The organism is Candidatus Rhodoblastus alkanivorans (genome assembly GCF_022760755.1).
GTDB lineage: Bacteria > Pseudomonadota > Alphaproteobacteria > Rhizobiales > Beijerinckiaceae > Rhodoblastus > Rhodoblastus alkanivorans.
The window spans coordinates 43,225-65,109 of record NZ_JAIVFP010000001.1 but is presented as its reverse complement, the minus strand read 5'-3'; the positions used below and the strand labels follow the sequence as shown (position 1 = coordinate 65,109).

Annotated in this window: 16 protein-coding genes; 8 read left to right on the top strand and 8 right to left on the bottom strand. The window is 62.1% G+C overall.

What is annotated here, in order from left to right; translation table 11 throughout:
* The first annotated feature begins 50 nt into the window (after positions 1 to 50).
* Genes K2U94_RS00275 through K2U94_RS00265 form a run of 3 tightly spaced genes read left to right on the top strand, consistent with a single transcriptional unit; the run spans position 51 to position 4,299 of the window.
* Entirely contained in the window at positions 51 to 1,373 is a 1,323-nt protein-coding gene (locus K2U94_RS00275) for an SIR2 family protein (protein ID WP_243065303.1), read from the top strand.
* On the top strand, positions 1,370 to 3,409 hold the full coding sequence (locus K2U94_RS00270; protein WP_243065302.1) for an ATP-binding protein: 2,040 nt from the start codon (positions 1,370 to 1,372) through the stop codon (positions 3,407 to 3,409). Before K2U94_RS00275 ends, K2U94_RS00270 begins: the two co-directional genes overlap by 4 nt.
* Complete coding sequence (locus K2U94_RS00265; RefSeq protein WP_243065301.1) at positions 3,406 to 4,299, top strand: 3'-5' exonuclease; 894 nt, start codon at positions 3,406 to 3,408, stop codon at positions 4,297 to 4,299. Before K2U94_RS00270 ends, K2U94_RS00265 begins: the two co-directional genes overlap by 4 nt.
* Positions 4,300 to 4,335: 36 nt before the next feature.
* Here K2U94_RS00265 and K2U94_RS00260 read toward each other — a convergent pair whose 3' ends face one another.
* The gene (locus K2U94_RS00260) at positions 4,336 to 5,694 is read right to left on the bottom strand and encodes a tyrosine-type recombinase/integrase (RefSeq protein WP_243065300.1); all 1,359 of its coding nucleotides are present in this window, start codon (positions 5,692 to 5,694) and stop codon (positions 4,336 to 4,338) included.
* A gap of 1,190 nt (positions 5,695 to 6,884) precedes the next feature.
* Here K2U94_RS00260 and K2U94_RS00255 point away from each other — a divergent pair.
* From K2U94_RS00255 to K2U94_RS00245, 3 genes are all read left to right on the top strand, one after another.
* Entirely contained in the window at positions 6,885 to 7,208 is a 324-nt protein-coding gene (locus tag K2U94_RS00255) for a hypothetical protein (RefSeq protein ID WP_243065299.1), read from the top strand.
* A gap of 139 nt (positions 7,209 to 7,347) precedes the next feature.
* Entirely contained in the window at positions 7,348 to 9,255 is a 1,908-nt protein-coding gene (locus K2U94_RS00250) for a RiPP maturation radical SAM C-methyltransferase (RefSeq protein ID WP_272884828.1), read from the top strand.
* 81 nt (positions 9,256 to 9,336) lie between these two features.
* Entirely contained in the window at positions 9,337 to 11,358 is a 2,022-nt protein-coding gene (locus K2U94_RS00245; protein WP_243065297.1) for a S8 family serine peptidase, read from the top strand.
* Positions 11,359 to 11,834: 476 nt separating this feature from the next.
* Here the strand turns inward: K2U94_RS00245 and K2U94_RS00240 are convergent, their stop codons facing one another.
* From K2U94_RS00240 to nhaA, 4 genes are all read right to left on the bottom strand, one after another.
* Complete coding sequence (locus K2U94_RS00240; RefSeq protein ID WP_243065296.1) at positions 11,835 to 12,140, bottom strand: hypothetical protein; 306 nt, start codon at positions 12,138 to 12,140, stop codon at positions 11,835 to 11,837.
* A gap of 62 nt (positions 12,141 to 12,202) precedes the next feature.
* Positions 12,203 to 13,033: a hypothetical protein gene (locus tag K2U94_RS00235; RefSeq protein WP_243065295.1), complete on the bottom strand. Its 831-nt coding sequence runs from the start codon at positions 13,031 to 13,033 to the stop codon at positions 12,203 to 12,205.
* Between the two features lie 312 nt (positions 13,034 to 13,345).
* Entirely contained in the window at positions 13,346 to 13,729 is a 384-nt protein-coding gene (locus tag K2U94_RS00230) for a hypothetical protein (RefSeq protein WP_243065294.1), read from the bottom strand.
* 302 nt (positions 13,730 to 14,031) lie between these two features.
* Positions 14,032 to 15,372 (bottom strand): Na+/H+ antiporter NhaA, encoded by a 1,341-nt coding sequence (nhaA, locus tag K2U94_RS00225; protein ID WP_243065293.1) that lies wholly within the window; start codon positions 15,370 to 15,372, stop codon positions 14,032 to 14,034.
* A 267-nt stretch (positions 15,373 to 15,639) separates the two neighbouring features.
* Here nhaA and K2U94_RS00220 point away from each other — a divergent pair, with 267 nt between their 5' ends.
* On the top strand, positions 15,640 to 16,989 hold the full coding sequence (locus K2U94_RS00220) for an NfeD family protein (protein WP_243065292.1): 1,350 nt from the start codon (positions 15,640 to 15,642) through the stop codon (positions 16,987 to 16,989).
* A gap of 115 nt (positions 16,990 to 17,104) precedes the next feature.
* Positions 17,105 to 17,896 carry a slipin family protein gene (locus K2U94_RS00215; RefSeq protein ID WP_243065291.1) on the top strand — a complete coding sequence of 264 codons (792 nt, stop codon included), beginning with the start codon at positions 17,105 to 17,107 and terminating at the stop codon, positions 17,894 to 17,896.
* A 44-nt stretch (positions 17,897 to 17,940) separates the two neighbouring features.
* Here K2U94_RS00215 and K2U94_RS00210 read toward each other — a convergent pair whose 3' ends face one another.
* The 3 genes from K2U94_RS00210 to porA are packed head-to-tail and all read right to left on the bottom strand — an operon-like array spanning position 17,941 to position 21,882.
* Positions 17,941 to 19,566, bottom strand: coding sequence for an NAD(P)-binding protein (locus tag K2U94_RS00210; protein WP_243065290.1), 1,626 nt, complete (start codon positions 19,564 to 19,566; stop codon positions 17,941 to 17,943).
* Complete coding sequence (locus K2U94_RS00205; protein ID WP_243065289.1) at positions 19,556 to 20,608, bottom strand: thiamine pyrophosphate-dependent enzyme; 1,053 nt, start codon at positions 20,606 to 20,608, stop codon at positions 19,556 to 19,558. Before K2U94_RS00205 ends, K2U94_RS00210 begins: the two co-directional genes overlap by 11 nt.
* 11 nt (positions 20,609 to 20,619) lie before the next feature.
* A complete protein-coding gene (gene porA / locus K2U94_RS00200) occupies positions 20,620 to 21,882 on the bottom strand; it encodes a pyruvate ferredoxin oxidoreductase (RefSeq protein WP_243065288.1) in 1,263 nt (420 codons plus the stop codon).
* Between the last annotated feature and the right edge of the window lie 3 nt (positions 21,883 to 21,885).

The following is a 21,885-nucleotide window of genomic DNA, read 5'->3' as shown; positions in this document are numbered from 1 at the left end:
CATAGGCGAGCAAAAAGGTACCGGCCAACGGCGTTGGGGAAGGGAAATAGATGGGCGAGGAAAGCGACGGGCGCAAATTCCAGTTCCTGCGGAACGGCGATGCCGAACCTTCAGATCTCGACTGGAACAAGGGCGTCGAGAGCGTTCGTCAGGCTATTTCCGAGGCCATGAGCGCCAAGAACATCGCGTTCCTGCTTGGCGCTGGATGTTCCTCCATGATGAAGGGCAAAAAGGAACTCGGCGTTCCAACCATGGCGCCTCTGGCCAAGGAGTTTTGTGGGGAAACACTCGAGGCGCGCGCGGCAGGATTCTACGCCGATCCGCCGGTGGTTGGCGCTGCGCCGACGCCATGGCGGCTGACCAAGGGCGAAATCGACTATCTCGATGCGCTAGGCATCGATCTGGCGAAGGATTACAGTCGTAACCTGGAACGCTTGATGGAGGTGCTGTTCGCGCAGCGGTTCGTGCTGCGCCAGAGCGAGAATCCCGATCTTCACCCCTACCGTGCTGTTCTCGACGGCATTATCAAGAAGGTCCAGGATTTCCTGTGGACCCGTGTCACCCAAGGGGCCTTCGCCACGGAGGGCGACACCTCCGTCCGCGACCTCTACGAGCGGTTCTACAAGAAGCTAGTCCTGCGAGATCGGTCCTTGCCCCGGCCATGGGTGTTTACGACCAACTACGATCATTTCAGCGAATTGGCGATGGATCGCCTGGGCATTCCCTATGCCAACGGCTTTTCCGGCGTAGTTGAACGCCGCTTCAACCCGGCGATCTTCCGCTATGCCCTGGCCGAACAGCTAGACGTCGCCAGCCGCAAGTGGACCGCCGTCGACGCCTTCGTCTATCTCTGCAAATTGCATGGCTCGGTCACTTGGACCGAGGACGATCATGGCCTGTTCCCGATCAAGGAGGTTTGGCCGCCCGAGTCTTCGAACCAGATGCTGATCTATCCGACGCCGGCGAAGCAGAATTCTTCGCTCGGCTCGCCTTACGCGGACTTGTTCCGGGAATTTCAGTCCCGGATCGTGCGCGAGCAGAGCGTTCTCATCACGGCGGGCTACGCCTTCGGCGATGAGCACCTGAACAACATCATCTATCAGGCGCTGACGATCCCGACGTTCCGTCTGGTGATCTTCGCAGCGCCGGATACGGGCGGCGAGATCGCCAAGCTGCGGGCACTGCGCGACCCGCGCATTTGGATCATTGGAGGCGACGGTCCTGCCGAGGGGACGACGGCGCACTACTTCGACATGATCGTCGAGCATTTTATGCCGCAGCGTCCCAGCGACAGGATCGATGACGCCGTTCGCAAGGTGTTGTCCGAACTGGCGCCGAAAAGGGACGACGAGACGAAGGATGGCGAGGCATGAGCCACGACGATCGCAAGCGCGCGATCGGCAAGGTGGTCTCGGTCGCGGCCGACCGCTTTGTCGTGGAGATGCACGTCGGCACCGACAACTTCACGGTCGTTGGCTTCGACGGCGTGCATTATGTGGCGCGGCTGGGATCGTTCCTGATGATTCCGTCGCAGTCGGAATATGTGGTGGTCGAGGTTGTCGGCCTGCGTGAGCGCGACGCGAGCACCCCCTCCGAGCGAGGCGACTTCGATCGGGCCGGCTCCTCGAAATATTTGGACGTGGTACCGGTCGGCATGTTGCCGATGCGTGGCGGCGCGTTCCGTTTCGGTGTGTCCGTTTTCCCGTCCCTGTATGCGGACGCGCTCTATGCACTGGATGGCGAACTCGATCGTATCTTCGAGACCGAGGCAGCCGTCGAGCCGTCAATCGGCCCGGATGGCGGTGCCTGCGAACCCGAAGGGGCCACGCGCTATCGGGTTCTGCCTATCGGCAAGTCGGTGGTGTTCGAGAACTACGACATCAAGGTCCGGCTGAACGAGTTCTTCGGCGGTCATGTCGCCGTCCTGGGCAATACCGGCAGCGGTAAGTCCTGCACGGTCGCTTCCGTCTTGCAGTCCCTTTTCAGCAAGCCGGAGGAACATCACGCCCGCGGTGCGACCTTCGTCGTCTTCGACGTCAACGGCGAGTATCACGCCGCTCTGGCCGCTTCCGCGAAGGAGGGAGCCATCGGGGTCGAGCGCGTCGTCCTCGACGGCACGGCGGCAGGCTTCCGTATGCCGCATTGGTTCCTGGAGATGGCAGAATGGGAACTGCTCTTGCAGGCCAGCGAGCGAACACAACTGCCGGTCCTTCGGACGGCGTTAGGTCTGACAAGTCTCTTTCATGCCAATACGCCGGAAGCTCTGGCGCTGCGCGAGCATTTTGTCGCCACCTGCATCATTGAGTGCTTTCGAGGCGCAGATGGAGACTCCCCCGTATCGAAATTTCAGCGCGTCGTCTCCCTGCTCCAGAAGTATCCGACAAACGACCTGAATATGGCGCTTCTGAACCGCTTTAATCCTAATTTTCAGTATGGAAATTTTTCAGGGAACAACCAATCGGCGTTTCTGGACGAAGTGAGAAAAAAGCTCCGGGAGGATGCGCCCTTACCAGCCTATAATCGGACGCCATTCTCTTTTGATGAGCTGCACGAGTGTCTCGACTTCGCGATCCTCTATGAGGAGGCTCACGGCAATCGCCAAATCCGGGACTACTGCTCGTCCATGGTCACGCGGCTCAGATCTCTCCAGGAGAGAACAGAATATGCCTTTCTGCGTCACGAAGGAGCTGACGTTGACGCAGCTGTAAGCGATCTGGAGTTCTTGACCAGCATCGTCGGTCTGGAAAAGGCGGCCGGAGAATCGTTCACCAAACGCAATCAGGTCATTATTATTGATCTCAATTCCGTCGAAGATGAAATCGTTGAGCTAGTCAGTGCGGTCATCGCACGCATGCTTTTTCGGTTTCTTCGCCATGCGGAACCGAGAAACCGCTTCCCGATACACCTACTGCTCGAAGAGGCTCATAGATATGTCGCCTCTACGCCCTCCCGCTTTTCCATCGACGCCACCAAGATTTTCGAGCGCATCGCCAAGGAAGGGCGCAAATACGGCATGTTCGTGCTTCTGGCGTCTCAGCGACCGAGCGAGCTGTCCAAAACGGTTCTCAGCCAGTGCTCCAACTTCCTGGTTCACCGCATCCAGAATCCCGACGATCTCTCCCAGATTCGCCAGATGACGCCGTTCATCTCAGAGTCGGTCTTGAAGCGGTTGCCGTCATTGCCGCGGCAGCACGCGCTGGTGTTTGGAACGTCGGTCAATCTGCCGACGACCTTCAAGGTCAGGGAGGCATCCCCGCGACCGCGGAGCGACGATACCGCCGTCGTCGATCTGTGGTTCCACGAAGAAGGTCGAGCCGCGGACATTCGCTTCGCGCTCCGTCCGGCCGACGCTGCTGCTGCGGCGGCTGGCGAGGAGCCCGATGGCGATAAACGAAGCACCGGACGATGACATCTTCTGACCATCTGGAGACCCTGGCGCAGACGCTGGAGGCCACGGGGGATTACCGGGTGATCCGGCGTCTCAAGCCGCGCCCTCGCACCGTTCCGCCTCCCGGCACCCCACTGCGCCTTGGCCTGGTGGTCGATGCGGAGACCACGGGGCTCGACCCTCAGCGCGATGAGATCATCGAACTCGCTATGACGCCATTCAACTACGGCTTGGATGGCACCGTTTTCAGCGTGGGCGACAGTTTCCAAGGGCTGCGTCAGCCGAGCGAGCCTATCGCCCCGGATATCACCGTGATCACGGGCATCACCAACGAGATGGTGGCCGGCCAGATTATTGATCCCGCCGTGGTCGCCACATTCGCGGCGCCGGCTTCGCTCGTCATCGCGCACAACGCGGCGTTCGATCGCCGCTTCCTTGAACGATTCAGCGACGTGTTCTCGACGAAGCCGTGGGCATGCTCGCTCAGTCAGATTGATTGGGCAGCGGAGGGGTTCGAGGGCACAAAACTCGCCTATCTCGCTCAGGCCGCAGGCTTCTTCTATGACCGTCACCGCGCGATGCACGACTGTCTTGCCACAGTTGAGTTGCTGGCGATGCGGCTGCCCCGATCTGGCGTTACGGGCCTTAGCCGCCTTTTGGATGGCGCTCGCGCTGTTTCCTGGCGCATCTGGGCGGAGAATTCACCTTTCGATCTCAAGGAGACCCTGAAGGCGCGAGGATACCGCTGGAACGGTGATCCCGGTCCTCAGCCGCGCGCCTGGTACATCGACGTTGCCGAGTCTCAGCGTGAAGCTGAGGTGCGGTTCTTGAGAACGGAGATCTATCGGCGGGAGGTCGACCCGCTAGTCCGCAGGATCGATGCGTATGATCGCTTTTCAGATCGAATTTGAGCGGCTTCCGCGGCGCACTCGATCCCCTTAGTGAAGCTAAGCGGCCAACTGTCGCTGTTCTCTGCCGTCCGTCCCATCCTCCCCGGCGGCTTTGCAGAGGAACCGAGCCAGCGCTGCTTTACGGGAGGCGCGGTCGAGCGCGTAAGCTGTCTGCTTGAACTCTTTCCCATCCAGCAGGCCCTCAATGTAGCCGGCAATCGTGTCCGCCGCCATGATGAGAGCCGTGTCGAGCGTGTGGATGTATTTGCTCGTAACCGAGCCCTTGGCGTGACCGACCAGGGCCGCGATCGTCACCTCCGTGAAGCCGAGATCGTTGCCGACGCTGGCGAAGCTGTGCCGCAAGACGTGGGGCGTGACGTCCGAGAGCGGTGAATCTTTGAAGATTTGCTCCCAGTGGTTAGGGAAACTGCCGAACGCGTTGTCATCGCCGTAGCCAGGGAAGACGTAAGTGCCGGAGGTTGTCTTCCGACGCGCCTCCAGAAACTCGATAACGGGCAGGCCGATCGGACGGACCGAGGTGCCCTCCTTACTGTCTATAAGGCGCAGGCAGCTCCCGTCGGTATCTGCTTCGGTCCACATCAGGCCGATCATCTCGCTGCGGCGGCAGCCGGTCAGTGCGATCTGACGAACGATCTCTACCGTCGTCGCATACTTCTCCTCTTTCTCGGCTGTGCGCAGCATCTCGCCCAGCGTCCGGTACTCCGCTTCGGTGAGCCGGCGGGTGCGGACGTTGTCCTTCGGCTTCCGCAGGCCATGGGCAGGATTGATCGCTATGATACCGGCCTCGACGGCGTAGGTGAGAATGCCGCCAAGGAGCCCGACCGTGCGCGTCGCCGTTCCGGCGCCGCCACGGACGATGGCCTTGCCACGCAGCTTTTTTGTCTTGACCGACACTCGCGTCTTGCCGGCCATGATGTCCTTCAGGACCTTGTTGATGTCGGCCTTGGTCAAGTCCTTCACACGGCGCGTCCCCAGGAGCGGGATGATGTGCCGCTCAATGCGCCCAATGTCCGTCCCGACCGTCGTCGGCTTCTTGGGCCGCCCGCCCTTGCCGAGGATGAGCCCCGCGTTGAGGTCATTGACGTAGAGCATGCAGAGCTCTTTGACGGTGATGGCTTTGTGGTCGAGCTGGCGCTCCTCGGCGGGATTGTCCCCTTGAGCAACGCGGCCCAACTGGACCTTCGCCTCCTGCCTCGCGCTTTCGGCTGTCCAGACGCCATGCAAGCCGATCGTGTAGCGGCGCGAGCGGCCCAATGCGCGGTATTGAAGGACATAGCTGCGCTTGCCAGAAGCGAAGACGCGCAGGCCGAAACCTGGTAGCTCGTCATCCCAGATGACGTAGTCTTTCTCGCGGGACTCGGCAGCGTCGACGAGGCGCTTTGTGAGCTTAGCCATGGGAATTCTCCCGTCCAAACTCCCATTCTCGCGTAAGCACCACGTAAGCAGCAGGCCGCAAGTCGGAGCGTGTTCGAGAGTACGTCAGACGAGCTGGAATTTCAATTTCTTTAGTGATTACAGTAGCATAGCGCATCGGAGCGAAACCCATCGAAAAGCGTCGAAGGGCAGGTTAAATTGCTCCGAAGGCAGAGGCCAGGGGTTCGAATCCCTTCGGGTGCGCCATGATTTCGTAAGAGAACGCAACTACTTACGGTATCTTCGGCCTCCTTTGATAACCACAAAAATCAGCCTGTCACACTTCCGTCACCGCGACTATGGGCTCGGGCCGAAGCGGCGCCACACCCCGGACAATGGCTGATTTTGCTCGCGGCCCGCACAGTGAGCAGCGGGCCGCCGAAGTCATTTCTTACGCTTTCAACGACAAAACCAGTCGGCGCCAAACTCGACGCTCGGAGGGTATGGCGCATGGCATTGATTCCCTGTGTGAAGTCAATGCCAGCTGGCGCCTCAACTCCATCCAAATTGAGTCAGAGCCTATTTTCGACGCAAAACCGGGGTCCCGATTCCGTGCTGATTGACACTCGTGGGCGATTGTCCTGTCTGCAGCGCCTGCGAGGCGCCGCTATGCCGACGTCCTCCTGATTGACTGGATCAGCCCGCCCCGAAGAGACTCTGTTCGTCGCGTTAAGAAAGCGAAGGCGCTGCCGCTGCCCAGTCCTTCGCGTGCGACACTACGCCAACTTTCCAGATTGAGCCGGTGATCGAGCGCGGGGAATGAGGCGGACGGCGGGAAGGCGCGCAGTCCAGCTACCGGTCGTCGGGCGCAATGGGATGGCGGCGGCCTCTGTCGAGGGGCCCATTACCCAGCAATACAACGGAGGACCGTTTAGGCTTTTTCTTGGTCGCAACCGCGCTTGTTAAAAATTGACAAAATTGTTGTTAATTTGTATTAAATATATATTCTTATTATAATCACGATTTTTTTTATTTATCGCTGTATGTATCTGTTCATTTTCTGTTGCTGCGCTTAAAATTATTTTTAATACTCACTCCGCTGAGTGATCGGAAGGTTAAATATTTATAATCCCCCGGTCGCTCGCATTCAGAAGGCAGGCCGATCGCTTCGCGCAGCTGACCATCTGGCGCAGGCCGTTCGAGGCAGGCCTCAACGAGCGGAGGACCGAATCATGGCGGACCAAACAATTACGGCTGAGGACATCGCGGCGCTGGCCAGCAAGCTCGACGAGATGGCCGCGGTCCTGACCGACACGGAAAAAGCTTTGCTGCTCGGCATCTTCAAACTCGCAGGGCAGGCCCTTTCGTCCCACATGTCCAGCGTGACCGGCTCCGGTCAGCAGGAAAGCGGCAGACTCGGCGCGCCTGCATCCGGAGTCGGCAGCCTCTCCGCCGGCTTCAAGGGCGCCTTCCAGCAACTTGGCGCCGCCAATCTTAGCGTCCGCACCGGCCTTGGCGCGGTCGCGAGCGGAGTCGGCATTGGCGTCGTCTGGTAAGGGCTAGCCCCTCGCCCCAAGGCGGTCCCCGGAAAAGCTACGTGCTGGCGGCGGGTCTGGCGACAGCGCCGCCGCCGACACGTCGCGCGCGAACCGCCGCGAAATCTCGGATGGAATCCCCCTCAAGGCGAATGAAGCCATGTTCCAGTTGCAGACGCATCCTATAGAAGAGCTTCCTCTGGCCGGAAATGCGGCCGAGGCGCGAGCCCGCCCGGTAGCGCTCGTGAATATGCCGTTCGTATCGATCTATCGTCCGTCCCTTCAACTTGGCTTGCTGCGGGCGATCGCCGAACGGCACGGCTTCCGGGCCGCCACATTCCACCTCAACCTCGATTTCGCGCAGCAAATCGGGCCGAAACTTTATGAACAACTCGTCCATCACAGGGGACGGATGTTCGGCGACTGGCTGTTTTCGCCTGTGGCCTTCGCGGCGAACGCTCCCGACCGCGACGGCGATCTGCTCGACAGGTTCGGCGAGGAAGCGACGTTGCTCCTCGCCGATCTGGGCGTCGATCGGGACGCGCTGCTCGACATTCGCAACCGGGAGGTTCCCCGCTATCTCGACCGGATGCTCGAACGCGTCGATTGGTCGGCGTTCCGGGTCGTCGGCTTCACGTCGACCTTCCAGCAGAATATGGCGGCTTTCGCGCTGGCCGCGCGGCTCAAGGAGCGTTTTCCCGATCTGATCACCCTGTTTGGCGGGGCGAATTTCGAGGGCGACATGGGTTTGGCGCTCGTCGAGGGCGTCGATTGCATCGACTACGCCGTCATCGGAGAAGGCGACGAAACCTTTCCGGCCTTCTTGCGCGCCGTGGCCGACGGCGACGATCCCGCCTTGGCGCCGGGCGTGGCGTCGAAGGCGACGGCGCGCGAAACGCGCCAGTCGCGGGCGCCGTTCCGGCGGCTCGACGAGCTCCCATTGCCCGATTATGAGGAATATTTCACCCGCGCCGAAGAACTCGGCCTCATTCCCGACATGTCGCGCCGCCTCGTTTATCTTCCGTTCGAGAGTTCGCGCGGATGCTGGTGGGGACAGAAACACCATTGCACCTTCTGCGGCCTCAACGGGGGCTCCATGGCCTATCGCTCGAAAAGTCCGGCGCTGCTTCGTGAGCAGCTCGCCGAACTCGTCAAGCGCTATCGCAGCTTCATGCTGGAGGCCGTCGACAATATCGCGGATCACGACTATTTCGCGTCCTTCTTCCCGGCGATTGTCGCCGACAAATCGGACTACCAATTCTTTTACGAGGTGAAATCCAATCTCACCCGGGACAAGATCCGCTTGCTGCGGGATGCCGGAGTGAAGCGGATCCAGCCTGGGGTCGAGTCGCTCAACAGCCACGTGCTTAAGCTGATGCGAAAAGGCGTGTCCGCAGCCCAGAACATCAATCTACTGCGCTGGGCGCTCTATTACGGCATCGATGTCGGCTGGAACGTCATCTGGGGCTTCCCGGGCGAGACGGCGGACGATTACCGTGAGCAGCTTGCCGCCATGAAGCAGCTCGCACATCTTCAGCCGCCGACCGGGGCCGGCCGGATCTGGATGGAGCGCTTCAGCCCGCTGTTCACCGAGCGGCGCAATTTTCCCGCCCGTTACGTCCGCCCGGAGGCCAGCTACAGCTATGTTTATCCCTCCGGGGTCGATCTCGACCGCGTCGCCTATTTCTTCGAATATGAGCTTGATGGCGCATTGGCCGAGGAAGTCTATGCGGATACGCGCGATTGGGTGCGGGCATGGCAAGCCACATGGAAGCAGGAGATGCGCCCAACGCTGACTTACTGGTCGTCGCCGAACTTCATTCAGATCGACGACCTGCGGGACGTGGAGACGTCCGGAACCTACACGTTCAAAGGCGCGCTCGCCGATATTTACATTTGTTGCAGCGATCGGCCGATGACCGCGGCGGGCGTGAGGGAATCCCTGCGCCTCAGCGAGCCGGAAAGTGAGATCGCCGAGGCGCTGCACGAATTCGCGAACCGCGGCCTGATGTTCCATGATGGAGGACAATTCCTCAGTTTGGCCATTCCGGCGACGCTGGGACGATAGGCGCATTCAGGGACGTCAGCGCGGCCGGCCGGCCACAGACCGTCGCCGAATGGCCATGGGCGAGCGGAAGGAGACGGACAGATGGCGCAGACCATTTCGTTGAACGACGCCAGCGAGGACCAGCTCGTCACCCTGCTCGGCCTGACCGCGGATCAGGCCCGCGCGATCATCGGGCGGCGGCCCTTCGTATCGGCGGAAGCGGCGGCATCCGCGCTCCCGCGGGCGACCGCCGCGAAGCTGAGTGGCGTCGACGTCCCTCTGCTGAATATCAATGACGCGACCGCGTCGGATCTCGCGCGCATCGTTCGGATTGCGCCGGATCTCGCGCAAAGCATTCTGGCCGGCCGTCCCTATTACAGCTTGTTCGAGTTGCGGCGCCATTTCGCTGGCGATCCGGCGGCCTTCGCGCGCCTGGCGGCGTTTTTCTGCGCGGCGGAATTTTCCTATCGAGACAAATTGAGCGGCAATGTCATCCGCCTCGTCCCCGATCGCTCGCGGATGCTCGTGCGTTTCGCCGAGGGCCAGACCGAGAGCGCCAAGGACGTCGGCCATCCGCTGGGATTGAAGCCGATGTCGGCGCGCACGCGGTCGCCGCAGCAATATGCCGTCTATGACGCGCGACAGGTCGAGTCCGGCGCGGATCCCGTCGCGGCGCTCCGCAAGGAAGCATCCGTTGCAAGCGTCATGCCAAGCTTCAAGGACAAGGACGGATGCACGCGTTACGCCGACGGCGAACTCTGCCTTGTCCAGTTTCAGCATGGGGCGTCGCTCGTCGACCAATCCACGTTGCTCGCCTCGATCGGCGCCGCAGTTCAGGAACGCCATCGCACGCCAGGCTTGCTGACCGTTCGTATCCCGGGCGCGGGCGCCAATCCGGCGCTTCTCATCAACGCTCTGGCGACGTTCAATGCGTCGGACAAGGTCAAATTCGCGGAGCCGGCCTATATCGGCTTGAACGATCTGGAATCGGCGGCGCTTCGCGCCGTCCCCGCCGTAGAGACCGAGACGGCCGCTGTTCCGTGGAACCTCCAGCTCGTCCGGGCGGTCGAGGCTTGGGGCTTGACCACCGGCTCGGAGAAAATCGTCGTCGCGGTGATCGACACCGGCGTCGACATGACGCATCCGGCGCTCGCCGGCGGCCTCGTTCCGAGACCGCAAATTGAGTCGTGGAATTTCACCGACGTCGGCGGGGCCGATCCAGACGATGACGAAGGCCACGGAACCTTCATCGCAGGCCTTTTGGTCGGCAACGGCGCGATGGGAATCCGCGGCCTGTGCCCGCAGTGCCGCGTTCTGCCGCTGAAAGTGCCGCTGGAGGGCGCCACGCAGAGTTACGGCCGCCGCCGCGACGCAATCTTGTATGCGCTCGATTTCGCCCCGCCGGACACAAGGCTGATCATCAATCTAAGCTGGAAGACGACGGGTGACATCGCCGCCATACGCGACGCCATCAACGTCGCCGCCTCTCGCAACGCGCTTGTCGTCTGCTCGGCGGGAAACTGGCCGAACGGCCCGAGCGAACCGCATTTTCCGTCGGATTATCCATCGAACATGTCTGTCGGCGCCGTATCGCCGGACGAGCGCCGCGCGGTCTATTCGTTCTATGGCGCCGAGGTCGACCTCGCGGCGCCCGGCGGCAGCGGTTCCGATGTAAATGCGGAAAACATAACCTCCTCGGGACTGGACGCGGGTTTGGCGGTCGATTTCGGCACATCCTTTTCCGCGCCACACGTCGCCGGCGCCGCGGCGCTGGTCTGGTCGCGATTTCCAAATCTGGCGCAACGTGACGTGCGGACCCGGCTCGAAGGGGCCGCCAAGCCCCTGGCGGACGACGGCCTGGGACGCGGCCTCCTCGATGCGGCGGCGGGGCTCGGCGGCGGCGCGCAGATAGTCGTCACGCCTCCGGCCTCCGCCGACTCCGCTGGACTTGACGCCGTCAATAACGACGATCTGGCGACTTTGATCGCCGCGTTTCATCTCCTGCCAATCACGGCGCGGCTCCTGATCGCGCACCGGCCGTTCAGTCAGCTCGACGAGATTCGCGGCATCCTGGGCTTGACCGACGAACAATTCGAAGCCATCGCTGCTTTCTCCGGCGTCTGAACAAATGGGACAAGTTGAACTTTTTCCAGAAAAGAGGCTCCAGTTTATCCGGGTAATGCGTCAATTAGGGCGCAAACTTGATCCTCCATCGAAGTTCAGAATTGATCCCTCCGGGAAACGCTGGAGCGACGGCGCGCCGTGGCGTAGGTGGATGGGATCGACATTTACGATAGGCCGTTCATGTTGAGCTGTTATGTTGTTTTTTCGTTATTTTTCAATTGCAGGTCCCAGCGGGAAACGTGCTCATCTTCATGTTGTCCCGTGCGCCAGCAAGCGATTTTGCCGCCGCTGGTCTTTAGCGACGCCGCTAAATCGTCGTCGCATTGCGCATTGCAGATATGGCGAGTCTTACGAAGCTAAGTTCTGGAACGTCGAGTTCGATTTACCTGTCTCCGCTGTATTCATGCAGCGCCGATTGAAGCGTGTCTGAAACCCTGCCTCTTCCAAGCAGCCCGCGGAACTATCGCGCCGCCTTCTCACTCCACTGCCAGGCGCTCAGCCAATTCCGTTACATTGTCCCAATTCAAATAGTGGCCCCCATCTGACGTTTCCACATGAAGGCCTTCCTGCTTTACTGCGGCCGAGAACTCAGCGTCGCTTCCGACCGGGCTCAAATAGACGAGATCGGTGCGCCGCCAGTCATAAGCCACAGCGGTGAAGGCGCGCGACAATGTCCGGCCCTCTTCCAGGGTCAGATCAAAATACAGCCGCTCGCTCAACATCATCCGCAGCATTTCGCCGAGCATCCGATGCGACACGCGTTTGACAAGTGGATAGGTCATGCATCTCCGCTCAATATGTTTCTAGACGGCAGGACAGCTTTCACGCATCTGGCTCTCCGCAACTATGGCGGCGCAACAATCAGCGCTTCGAAGGCTTCAAGGATGTCCGGAAGAGCCTTGCCGGTATCGTCCGTCCATTCGGGTTTCACGGTAAATTGCAGGCGCAGGTGCAGATCGTCGATCGAGCGGATCGGCAGCTCGTGCTCATAGAGAGCCTGAACGCGCTGCGCCCGACAAATCGCCGGCAGATCGAGCTGGCTATCCTCGGGCCGGCCCATGAGCATCTCGAGTTCGTTCGATCTCTGCTTCCAATAATCGAATTCGTCTTTCGCCTGTCGCACGGTTTTCGGCAGGGGAAAAGCCTGCTCGATCCGGGCCATGACGGTCGGGGACAGGGGGACGAAACTGCTGCGGTCCCAGCCGCCGAGACTGGCGTGCCATCGCCCGGGCGGGTTGGTGTCCGGCTCACACCGAACCAGCAGATCAGCCGTGGCGTCGTGCAGCATTTGCTCGCGATCGTTTCTCGCCAGCGCCGCTTCGCGCGACCCATATCGGGCGATCACCTCATTGCGCTCGGTCTCGGTTTTCCGCCAGTCGTCCTCCCGGCGCGCTGCGGCCGCCGCCTGATATTTTTCGTAAGCCCGCCGACTGGGCCACACGACGCCGGTTTCGTCGGTAAATGTGTTCGTGGCGGGCTCGCGCGCCTGCGGCCTCTGCCCGCCATCGGAACGTCTTTCCCCTTGCCCGATGAGCGTCTGGCCGAGATCGGTAAAGCTCAGACCCTCGGAGGAAAGATGGTCCTTGAGCTTCCGAACGGCTGCTATGGCTTCGCTCTCGTTATCGCTGCCGGCGAGGGAAAGCAGCTTGCCGAGCCGGATCAAATCGAGACTCATGGCGACCTGGCTTTATGGACGAATCGTCTGACGCTCGGCGTCACCGCGCTCTTGCTCCGGGAGGAAACGTAGAGATGGTTCCAAGGCCAAGTCACGAGCAATGTCCATGCCATTGGCCGTCCCCCGAAAGTTCGGAAGTAAGCCGCACATGATCGCGAGCGATTGCGAAGCGCCACGCTATGGATATCGCGATCCGATCGTGGACCGCCCAAAGCTGAACGAGCTTCGGGCGGTCCGCCGCGCGTCATCCATCAGGACCGGCGTCAAGCCATTTCGATGAAGCTATTATTGGATCGATCGCTTCCCAAAAGGCTAGAGACTGCAAACCTCTTCCGATTTCGCGATGAATTCGCAACGATCGGCCCGATCGAAGTCTGCCATCGGCATTTCGAACACGAAGCGGTTCGGGTACCAGAAATCGGCATAGGGAAGGAACAGGCTGCTCGATGACAGGCTGGCCAGTTGCTGCGCGCCGGCGTAGAGGACTGCTTCGAACCCGGCCCCGTTTGCAGGCGCCGCCGTGTTGTCGCCGAATACCTCGAACTGGACGAACAATTTGGCGGAAGGGACCCCAGCCTCGACTGTATTGATCGCGATGACGCGAAGGTCCTGGAAGCGACGGCCAATTTTTCCGTCCGTCAGAACTTGCGCGAACTCGTGCACGCGCCCCTTCTTGACCACGGTGGCGTCGACCAAAGGCGCTCCCAAATCGGCTAATCCGACAGGCTTCGCGGGCGCCAATGTTACGACGGTACGGACTTCTTGCAACGAGGGCACGATACGCTCCTAGTATGGTTCGACGTTTGAAATCCGACAAAGAAGGCCGGATCTGACGGCTATCACGCATATAGCGCGCCAATTCGGCGTAATGGCCTGGAGGCGTTCCGGGCGAACGAGGTTGACGGAAGACGAGCGCCCTCCGTGCAAAGCGCCTTTGGTATGATTTGGCGTCGTATTGCAGTCTCAACCGCTCTCCCGTTCATGGAGGGATGGCGCGTTCAGGCGCGTTTTGCCGTCACCATCCAGAGCAGGGCCAGGCCGAGCGAGCCGGAGATCAGCGAGGCGGCGAGAACGCCGACCTTGGCCGATTGGAGCGCCTCCGCGTCGAAAGCCAGATTGGCGATGAACAGGGACATGGTGAAGCCGATGCCGGCGAGCATTCCGGCTGCCGCCACCATCGGCCAGGTCACGTCGTCCGGCTTGCGGGCGAGGCCGCTTTTCACGGCGAGCCAGGACGATGCGATGATGCCGATAGGCTTCCCCAGAGCGAGGCCCCCGACGATCGCAATCGCGATCGGCTCGGACAGGGCGCCGATCGAGACGGCGACGCCGGCATTGGCCAAAGCGAACAGCGGCAGCACCAGAAACGCCGACCAGGGATGAAGCGTGTCCTCCAGGCGCTGCAAGGGCGAAAGACTCTCCGTTGCGGCGCGGGCGAGCTTTTTTCGCACCGGCTTCGGCTTCTGCGCGAATTCCGGCTCCAGCGCTTCGGGGGCGACGCCGAGGGCCCATTTCAGGAAATGGTCGAGCCGGCCGTTTTCGATCCAGGGGCGCGCGGGGGTCATCAAGCCGATCACGACGCCCGCCAGCGCCGGATGCACGCCCGATTGATGCAGCGCCGCCCAGGTCAGCACGCCGACGAACCAATAGGCGCCGATGGCGCGGATTCCCAACCATCGCATCAGGGTCGTCAGAAGAATGCCGCCGAGCGCGGCGGCGATTGGAATCAAATTCAAGGACTGGCTGTAGCCGGCGGCGATGACCACCACCGCGCCAATATCGTCGACGATCGCCAAGGCGAGAATGAACACCCGCAGGCGGACTGGAACACGCCGGCCAAGCAGGGCCATGCAGCCGACCGCGAAAGCGATGTCCGTCGCCATGACGACGCCCCAGCCCGAGGGCGACTGGGGATTCGCCTCCAGCACGAAGGATGAAAGCGCGAGATAAATCGCGGCCGGGACGGCCATGCCGCCGATGGCGGCGGCGATCGGAAGCGTCGCGACCTTGAGTTCGCGCAATTCAGCGCCGACCATTTCACGCTTGATTTCGAGTCCGACGACGAAGAAGAAAATCGTCATCAGGCCATCGTTGATCCAATGGCGCAGCGAATGCGCCCAGGCGACGTCCTCGACATTCAGGCCGATGGTCGTCCGCCATATTGAATCGAAAGACGGCCCGAAGGCCGAATTGGCCAGGGCCAATGCGGTGATCGCGGCCAACAGAAGCGCCAGTCCGCCCGCGGTTTCGGTGTGAATGAACCTTTGCAGCGGCGGCGCAATGACCTGGATCCGCTCTTTGGGAAATTCCGGCGCCGCGCCGTCATCGGTGTCGTTCATGCGCATTGCCTGCCGCCGGGTCGTTCCCCCTCATCCTATTCATCGACGGCGCTCATACAAGTTTGTCGATCCCAGCCCGGTTCCGCCTTTTCCGAGCCAAGGCGAACCCCGAGCCTCCTTCCGGTCGAAGCGCGCCGATTTTGGATGGCCGGCGGGAACAAGACATCCAGCGCCGTGTTGACGAATCGTGAAGGGAGTCCCGTGCCGCGCCCGCGCGTCACGCTCATTTCGGGAGCATTGCCTCGCGCCGGATGCGCAACGGGGAGCATGACGAGAAAGTTTTTCATCCTTTTCGCCGCCGCGCTTGCGCTGGCGGCGAATGCGCGATCGGCGCCCGCGCCCGTCGAAGGCGGGGCGGTGCAATTGGGCGTCGAGGGGCCGATCGGCCCGGCGACGGCGGAATATGTGCGCGACGGCCTGCGGGAAGCTGCGCGCCGCAACGCCGCGGCGGTCGTGTTGACCCTGGACACGCCGGGAGGACTGCAATCGTCGATGCGCGACATCATTCGAGGAATCCTCCAGTCGCCTGTCCCGGTTATATCGTTTGTCAGCCCCATCGGCGCCCGCGCGGCCAGCGCTGGAACCTATATCGTCTATGCGAGCCATCTCGCGGCCATGGCGCCAAGCACGCATCTCGGCGCCGCTACGCCGGTGGAGCTCGGGTCGATCTTCAGCGGGAACGAGGGGGCCGACAAGGGCAAAGAAAAGCCCGTCGCGGATGCGGCCGCTACAAAAGCGGTCAACGATGCGGCCGCCTATATCAAAAGCCTGGCTGAATTAAGGGGGCGCAATGTCGATTGGGCGGAGCAGGCGGTGCGGCGGGCCGCCACGCTGACGGCGTCCGAAGCGCTCCGGCTCGGCGTCGTCGAGCTGAGCGCCAGGGACGTTCCCGAACTCCTGCGCGAAGCCGACGGCCGGGTCGTCCGCGTCGGCGATCGCGATTTCAAATTGCATACGGCCGGGGCCATCGTGACAAAAATCGAGCCCGATTGGCGCGCAAACCTCCTCTCGACCATCAGCAATCCCACGATCGCCTATCTGCTGCTGCTCGTTGGCTTCTACGGGCTGTTCTTCGAATTCATCAGTCCCGGCGGCGTCGCCCCCGGCGTCATCGGCGGCGTCGCTCTGATGGTCGGCCTTTACGGGTTGAATTTCCTGCCCATCAGCTTTGCCGGCGCGGGCCTCCTGCTCCTTGGCCTCGCTTTCATGACCGCGGAAGCTTTCGTTCCGTCGTTCGGCGCGCTCGGCGTCGGCGGCGTCGTTGCTTTCGCGCTCGGCAGTCTGCTGCTGATCCACGGCGACGCCCCGGGTTTTCGCCTGCCCTTGGGCGTGATCGGCGCTGCCACCGCCGTGAGCGCGGCATTCATTCTCGTGGCGCTGTCGGCGATATGGCGCGCGCAACGCCGTCGCGTGGCGACCGGCGATCCGGGCCTGCTCGGCGACATCGGCGAGGTTCTCGCCTGGCGCGATTTCGAGGGAGAAATCCGCGTTCATGGCGAACGCTGGCGCGCGCGGGCAGCGACGGTTCTGGCGCCCGGACAATGCGTTAGCGTGGTCGAACGGCGCGGACTGACGCTGCTGGTCGAAGCCGAGCGTCCATCGTCAAACGGATCGTAGAGCGGGGTGCGATTCAATCGAAGCGCAGCCGGCTCTACATTTCTTTGTTTTCGCAGCGTTTTTTACGAAAAACCGGCATCCACTTTTTCGCACGCTGCTCTAGGAGGAGGCCGCCATGCCTGTAAATGTGACTGAACTGGGCGCCTATCTGATCATTTTCGCCCTTGTCGTCGCCGTCGTGCTGACGGCCGTCAGGATATTGCGCGAATATGAGCGCGCGGTCGTCTTCACGCTCGGACGGTTTTCCGGCGTGAAGGGGCCCGGCCTGATCATTATCATTCCGGTCGTCCAGCAGATGGTGCGGGTCGATCTTCGCCTGTTGGTGCATGACGTGCCGAGCCAGGACGTGATCTCGCGCGACAATGTGTCGGTCAAGGTGAACGCGGTCATCTATTTCCGGGTGGTCGACGCCGACAAATCGGTGCTGCAGGTCGAGGATTTCATGTTCGCCACCAGCCAATTGGCGCAGACGACGCTGCGCTCGGTGCTCGGCAAGCATGAACTGGACGAGATGCTTGCGGAACGCGATCGGCTCAACAGCGACATCCAGGCGATTTTGGACGCCCAGACCGACGCCTGGGGGATCAAAGTGTCGAATGTCGAGATCAAGCACGTCGATATCGACGAGAGCATGATTCGAGCCATCGCGCGCCAGGCGGAGGCGGAGCGTTATCGTCGCGCCCGGATCATCGGCGCCGAGGCGGAGCAGCAGGCCGCGGCAAAGCTGGTCCAGGCCGGCGAAATGCTGGCCAACACGCCCGAAGCGATGCAATTGCGGCTGCTCTCGACCCTGCAGGACATCGCCGGCGAGAAGAACTCGACGATCGTTTTTCCGGTTCCGATCGATCTATTGCAGCACATGCTCGCGTCAAGCGGGCCGAAACGGGACCAGACGCGAGCAGCGTGATCGGCGGGCCCGTCCCGGGCGTTTTCGGCTCGCCAGGGCCCGCGTCAGATTTCCTCCGGCGCCATGGCGATCGCGCCGCAGGGACATTCGGTGGCGCAGACGCCGCAGCCCTTGCAGAAATCGTAATTGAACTGGAAGCCTTTGTTCGGCCCGAGCTTGATCACCGCATTGTCGGGGCAGACGCCGTAGCAATTGTCGCATTCGAAGCAGTTGCCGCAGGACAGGCAGCGGCGCGCCTCGTAAAGCGCATTGCTTTCGTCGAGGCCCTGGACCACTTCCTCGAACGTCGAGGAGCGGCGCGCAATTTCAAGCATCGGCCGCACCGTCTTGGGCGCCTCGCCGTAATACCAGGCGTTGAGCTTGTCGAAGGACGCCAGCTCATGGCGCGGCGGCGGCGCGAAAGCCTCGCCGCGCAGCCAGGCGTCGATATTGCGCGCCGCCTGCTTGCCGTGGCCGATCGCGACCGTCACCGTGCGCTCGGAGGGGGCCATGTCGCCGCCGGCGAAAATCCCCGGCGCGCCGGTCATCATATCAGGGCCAACCTGGACGACGCCGTCCTTGATCTCTAAGCCCGGGATGCCCTGGAGCAGGGACAGATCCACGTCCTGACCGAGCGCCAGCACGACGGAATCCGCTTCCAGCGTTTCGAATTCGCCGGTCGGCTGCGGAAAGCCCTTGTCGTCGAGCTTCATCTTCTCGACTGTGATCGCGCCGGCTTCGACATTCTTGATCGTCGAGAGCCATTTCATCATCACGCCTTCTTCGAGCGCCTCCTCAAGCTCGAAATCATGCGCCGGCATTTTCTCGCGGGTGCGGCGATAGACAATGATCGCTTCCTCCGCGCCCAGGCGCTTCGCGGTGCGCGCGACGTCGATTGCGGTGTTGCCGCCGCCATAGACGACGACGCGGCGCCCGAGCAGCGGCTTGTCCTCGCCCTCCATCGAGCGCAGAACCTGCACCGCGTCGAGCACCCGCGCCGCTTCGCCCGCGGGAATATAGGCGCGCCTGGCGATATGGGCGCCGACGGCGAGAAAGGCGGCGTCGAAACCGCCATCCCGGACCGTCGCCTGCAGGTCGGAGACCTTGCTATCATATTCGATGGTCACGCCGAGATCCTTGAGGCGCGCGACTTCGGCGTCGAGAATGTCCCGCGGCAGGCGATATTTTGGAATGCCGAAGCGCATCATCCCGCCGGGGGCGGGGCCGGCCTCATGAATAGTCGACTCATGCCCGAACAAAGCGAGATGAAAGGCGGCGGAAAGCCCCGCGGGCCCCGCGCCGACGACCAGCACCTTTTTGCCGCTCTTTTGCGCCGGCGGCGTAAAGCGCCAGCCCTTGGCGATCGCCATGTCGCCGAGAAAACGCTCGACCGAATTGATGCCGACGGCGGAATCGATCTGGGCGCGGTTGCAAGCCGTTTCGCAAGGGTGATAACAGACCCGCCCCATCACCGCCGGCAGCGGATTGTTTCTGGTGAGCGCCCGCCAGGCGGCTTCATATTCGCCCCCCTCGGCGAAACTCAGCCAGCCCTGGATGTCTTCGCCCGCCGGGCAGGCGTCGTTGCAGGGCGGCAGGCGGTGGACATATTCCGGCCGGAAGGTCCGCCAGGAGCCGGTGTGATTGGCGAGCGACGAGCCGACGTCCAGAGTGACCGCGAAATCATGCTCCATTGGGGACTCCCGAAAGTTCGTCGTCCTCGCTCAGAAGGCCGTATTCCGCGATATGGGCGTCGCAGATCGCCTGCAGATGCAGGATGCGCGGATCGTCCACGCCGTCGCGGAACAGATGCGCGAAGCGCTTCTGCAATTTCAGATATTCGCGCACCGGGACCTGTCTCCTGATCTTGCGCGCGTGGGTGACGCGGCCGTGCTCCGCCTCGAAAATCGGATAAAGCCCGCATTCCACCGCGAGCCGCGCCAGTTTGATCGTGTCGCAGGAGGCCGCGCCCCAGCCGAGCGGACAGGGCACGCTGATCTGGATATAGCGGGCGCCGTGGATCGACATGGCCTTGATGACCTTGTGCTCCAGATCGTGGAGATCGGCGACCGTCGCCGTGGCGACATAGGGAATATTATGGGCGACGGCGATTTTCGGCACGAATTTGCCGGTTCCGAACACATTGCCCGGCTCCGGACCCATGGCCGGCGTGGTGGCGGTGCGCGCCGTGGGCGGCGTGGCGGAGGAGCGCTGCACGCCCGTGTTCATATAGCCTTCATTATCGTAGCAGATGTAGAGCACGTCGTCGTTGCGCTCGAACATGCCCGACAGGCACTGAAAGCCGATGTCGGTGGTGCCGCCGTCGCCGCCCTGGGCGACGACTCTCGTGTTCTTCTTCTTCACCCGCATCGCCGCGGCGACCCCGGTCGCGACCGCCGCGGCATTGCCGAACAGCGAATGCAGCCAGGGCAATTGCCAGGAGGTTTCAGGATAGGGCGTGGTGAAAACCTCAAGGCATCCGGTGGCGTTCACCGCGATGAGATCGGCGCCGGTCGCGCGCATGGCCGCGTCGATCGCATAGCGCGCGCCAAGGGCCTCGCCGCAGCCCTGGCAGGCGCGATGTCCGCTGGTCAAGGCGTTCGAGCGGTCCTGCGATGCCTGGACCGCGCGCTCGTCTTCCGAAACCAGGCGGTTGCCGACAGTGAACGTGCCCTTCTGATAATATTTCAATTTTTGCGGCGCTTCATCCGGAGGAAGCGTATTGGCTTCGGTCATGGCCGTCTCCCTCAGCCCGGCGGCAATTCGCTCGCCATGGCGAGCTGGCGCAGAATGTTCTCGGCGGTCGATCCCGAACGGCGGGTCTTGCGGACGCGATGGATTTCCCGCCCGACGACATGTTCGTTGAGATCGAGGAAATGCGCGCCCTCCCACGGGCTTTCGACCGCCATTTGGAAAAGGCGGCGCAGGCTCGCGCGCATGATCGGACGGCCGCCGAGACCGGCGATCGCCGAATGAAGTTTTGGCGGCTTGTCGAGATTGCGCAAGGCGCCGTCGATATTGTCGGCCAGAGGCCCGCCGACGCCGACGGCGATGCTTTTTTCGACCACCACCACATCTTTGGCCGACGAAAGGATTTGCCGCAGCTCCTCCACCGGAAACGGCCGGTAGGAGACGATGCAGACCGCGCCGATTTTCACGCCGTCGTCGCGCATTTCGTCCACCACGTCCTTGATCGTGCCGCAGACCGAGCCCATGGCGACGACGATCGTCTCGGCGTCCTCGATGCGATAGGGCCTCAGCAGGCCGCCCGCCGCGCGCCCGAAAATTTTGGCGAAATCCTGGGAAAAGGCGGGGATCAGCCGCAGGGCCTGCTGCTGCTTGTAATGGGCGAGGAAGCGGACTTCGGTAAAAGCCTCGGGGCCGACCATGGCGCCGATGGAGGCGGGGTTTTCCGGGTCGAGCACCTGCACAGGGTCATAGGGCGGCAGAAAGGCGTCGACCTGCGCCTGGTCGGGAACGTCGACGCGCTCGAAGGCGTGGGTCAGAATGAAACCGTCGACGCAGACCATGACCGGCATCGACAGCTCTTCCGCCAGGCGGAAGGCGAGAATGTGCAGATCGACCGCTTCCTGGTTGGTTTCGGCGAAGAGCTGAATCCAGCCGGCGTCCCGCATCGACATGGCGTCGGAATGGTCGTTCCAGATATTGATCGGGGCGCCGATCGCCCGGTTGCCGAGGGTCATGACGATTGGCAAGCCGAGGCCGGCGGCGTTGTACACCGCTTCGGCCATGAACAGCAGGCCCTGCGAGGCGGTGGCGGTATAGGCGCGGGCGCCGGCGGCGGAGGCGCCGATGGCCACCGAAAGCGCGGCGAATTCGCTTTCGACATTGATGAATTCGCAATTTTCCAATTCGCCGGTCTTCACCAGCTCGCCGACCCCTTCGACGATATGGGTCTGCGGCGTGATCGGATAGGCGCAGATGACTTCCGGACGGCAAAGCGCAATGGCTTCCGCCATGGCGTGCGAACCTTCGATTTGCTTCAGCATCGG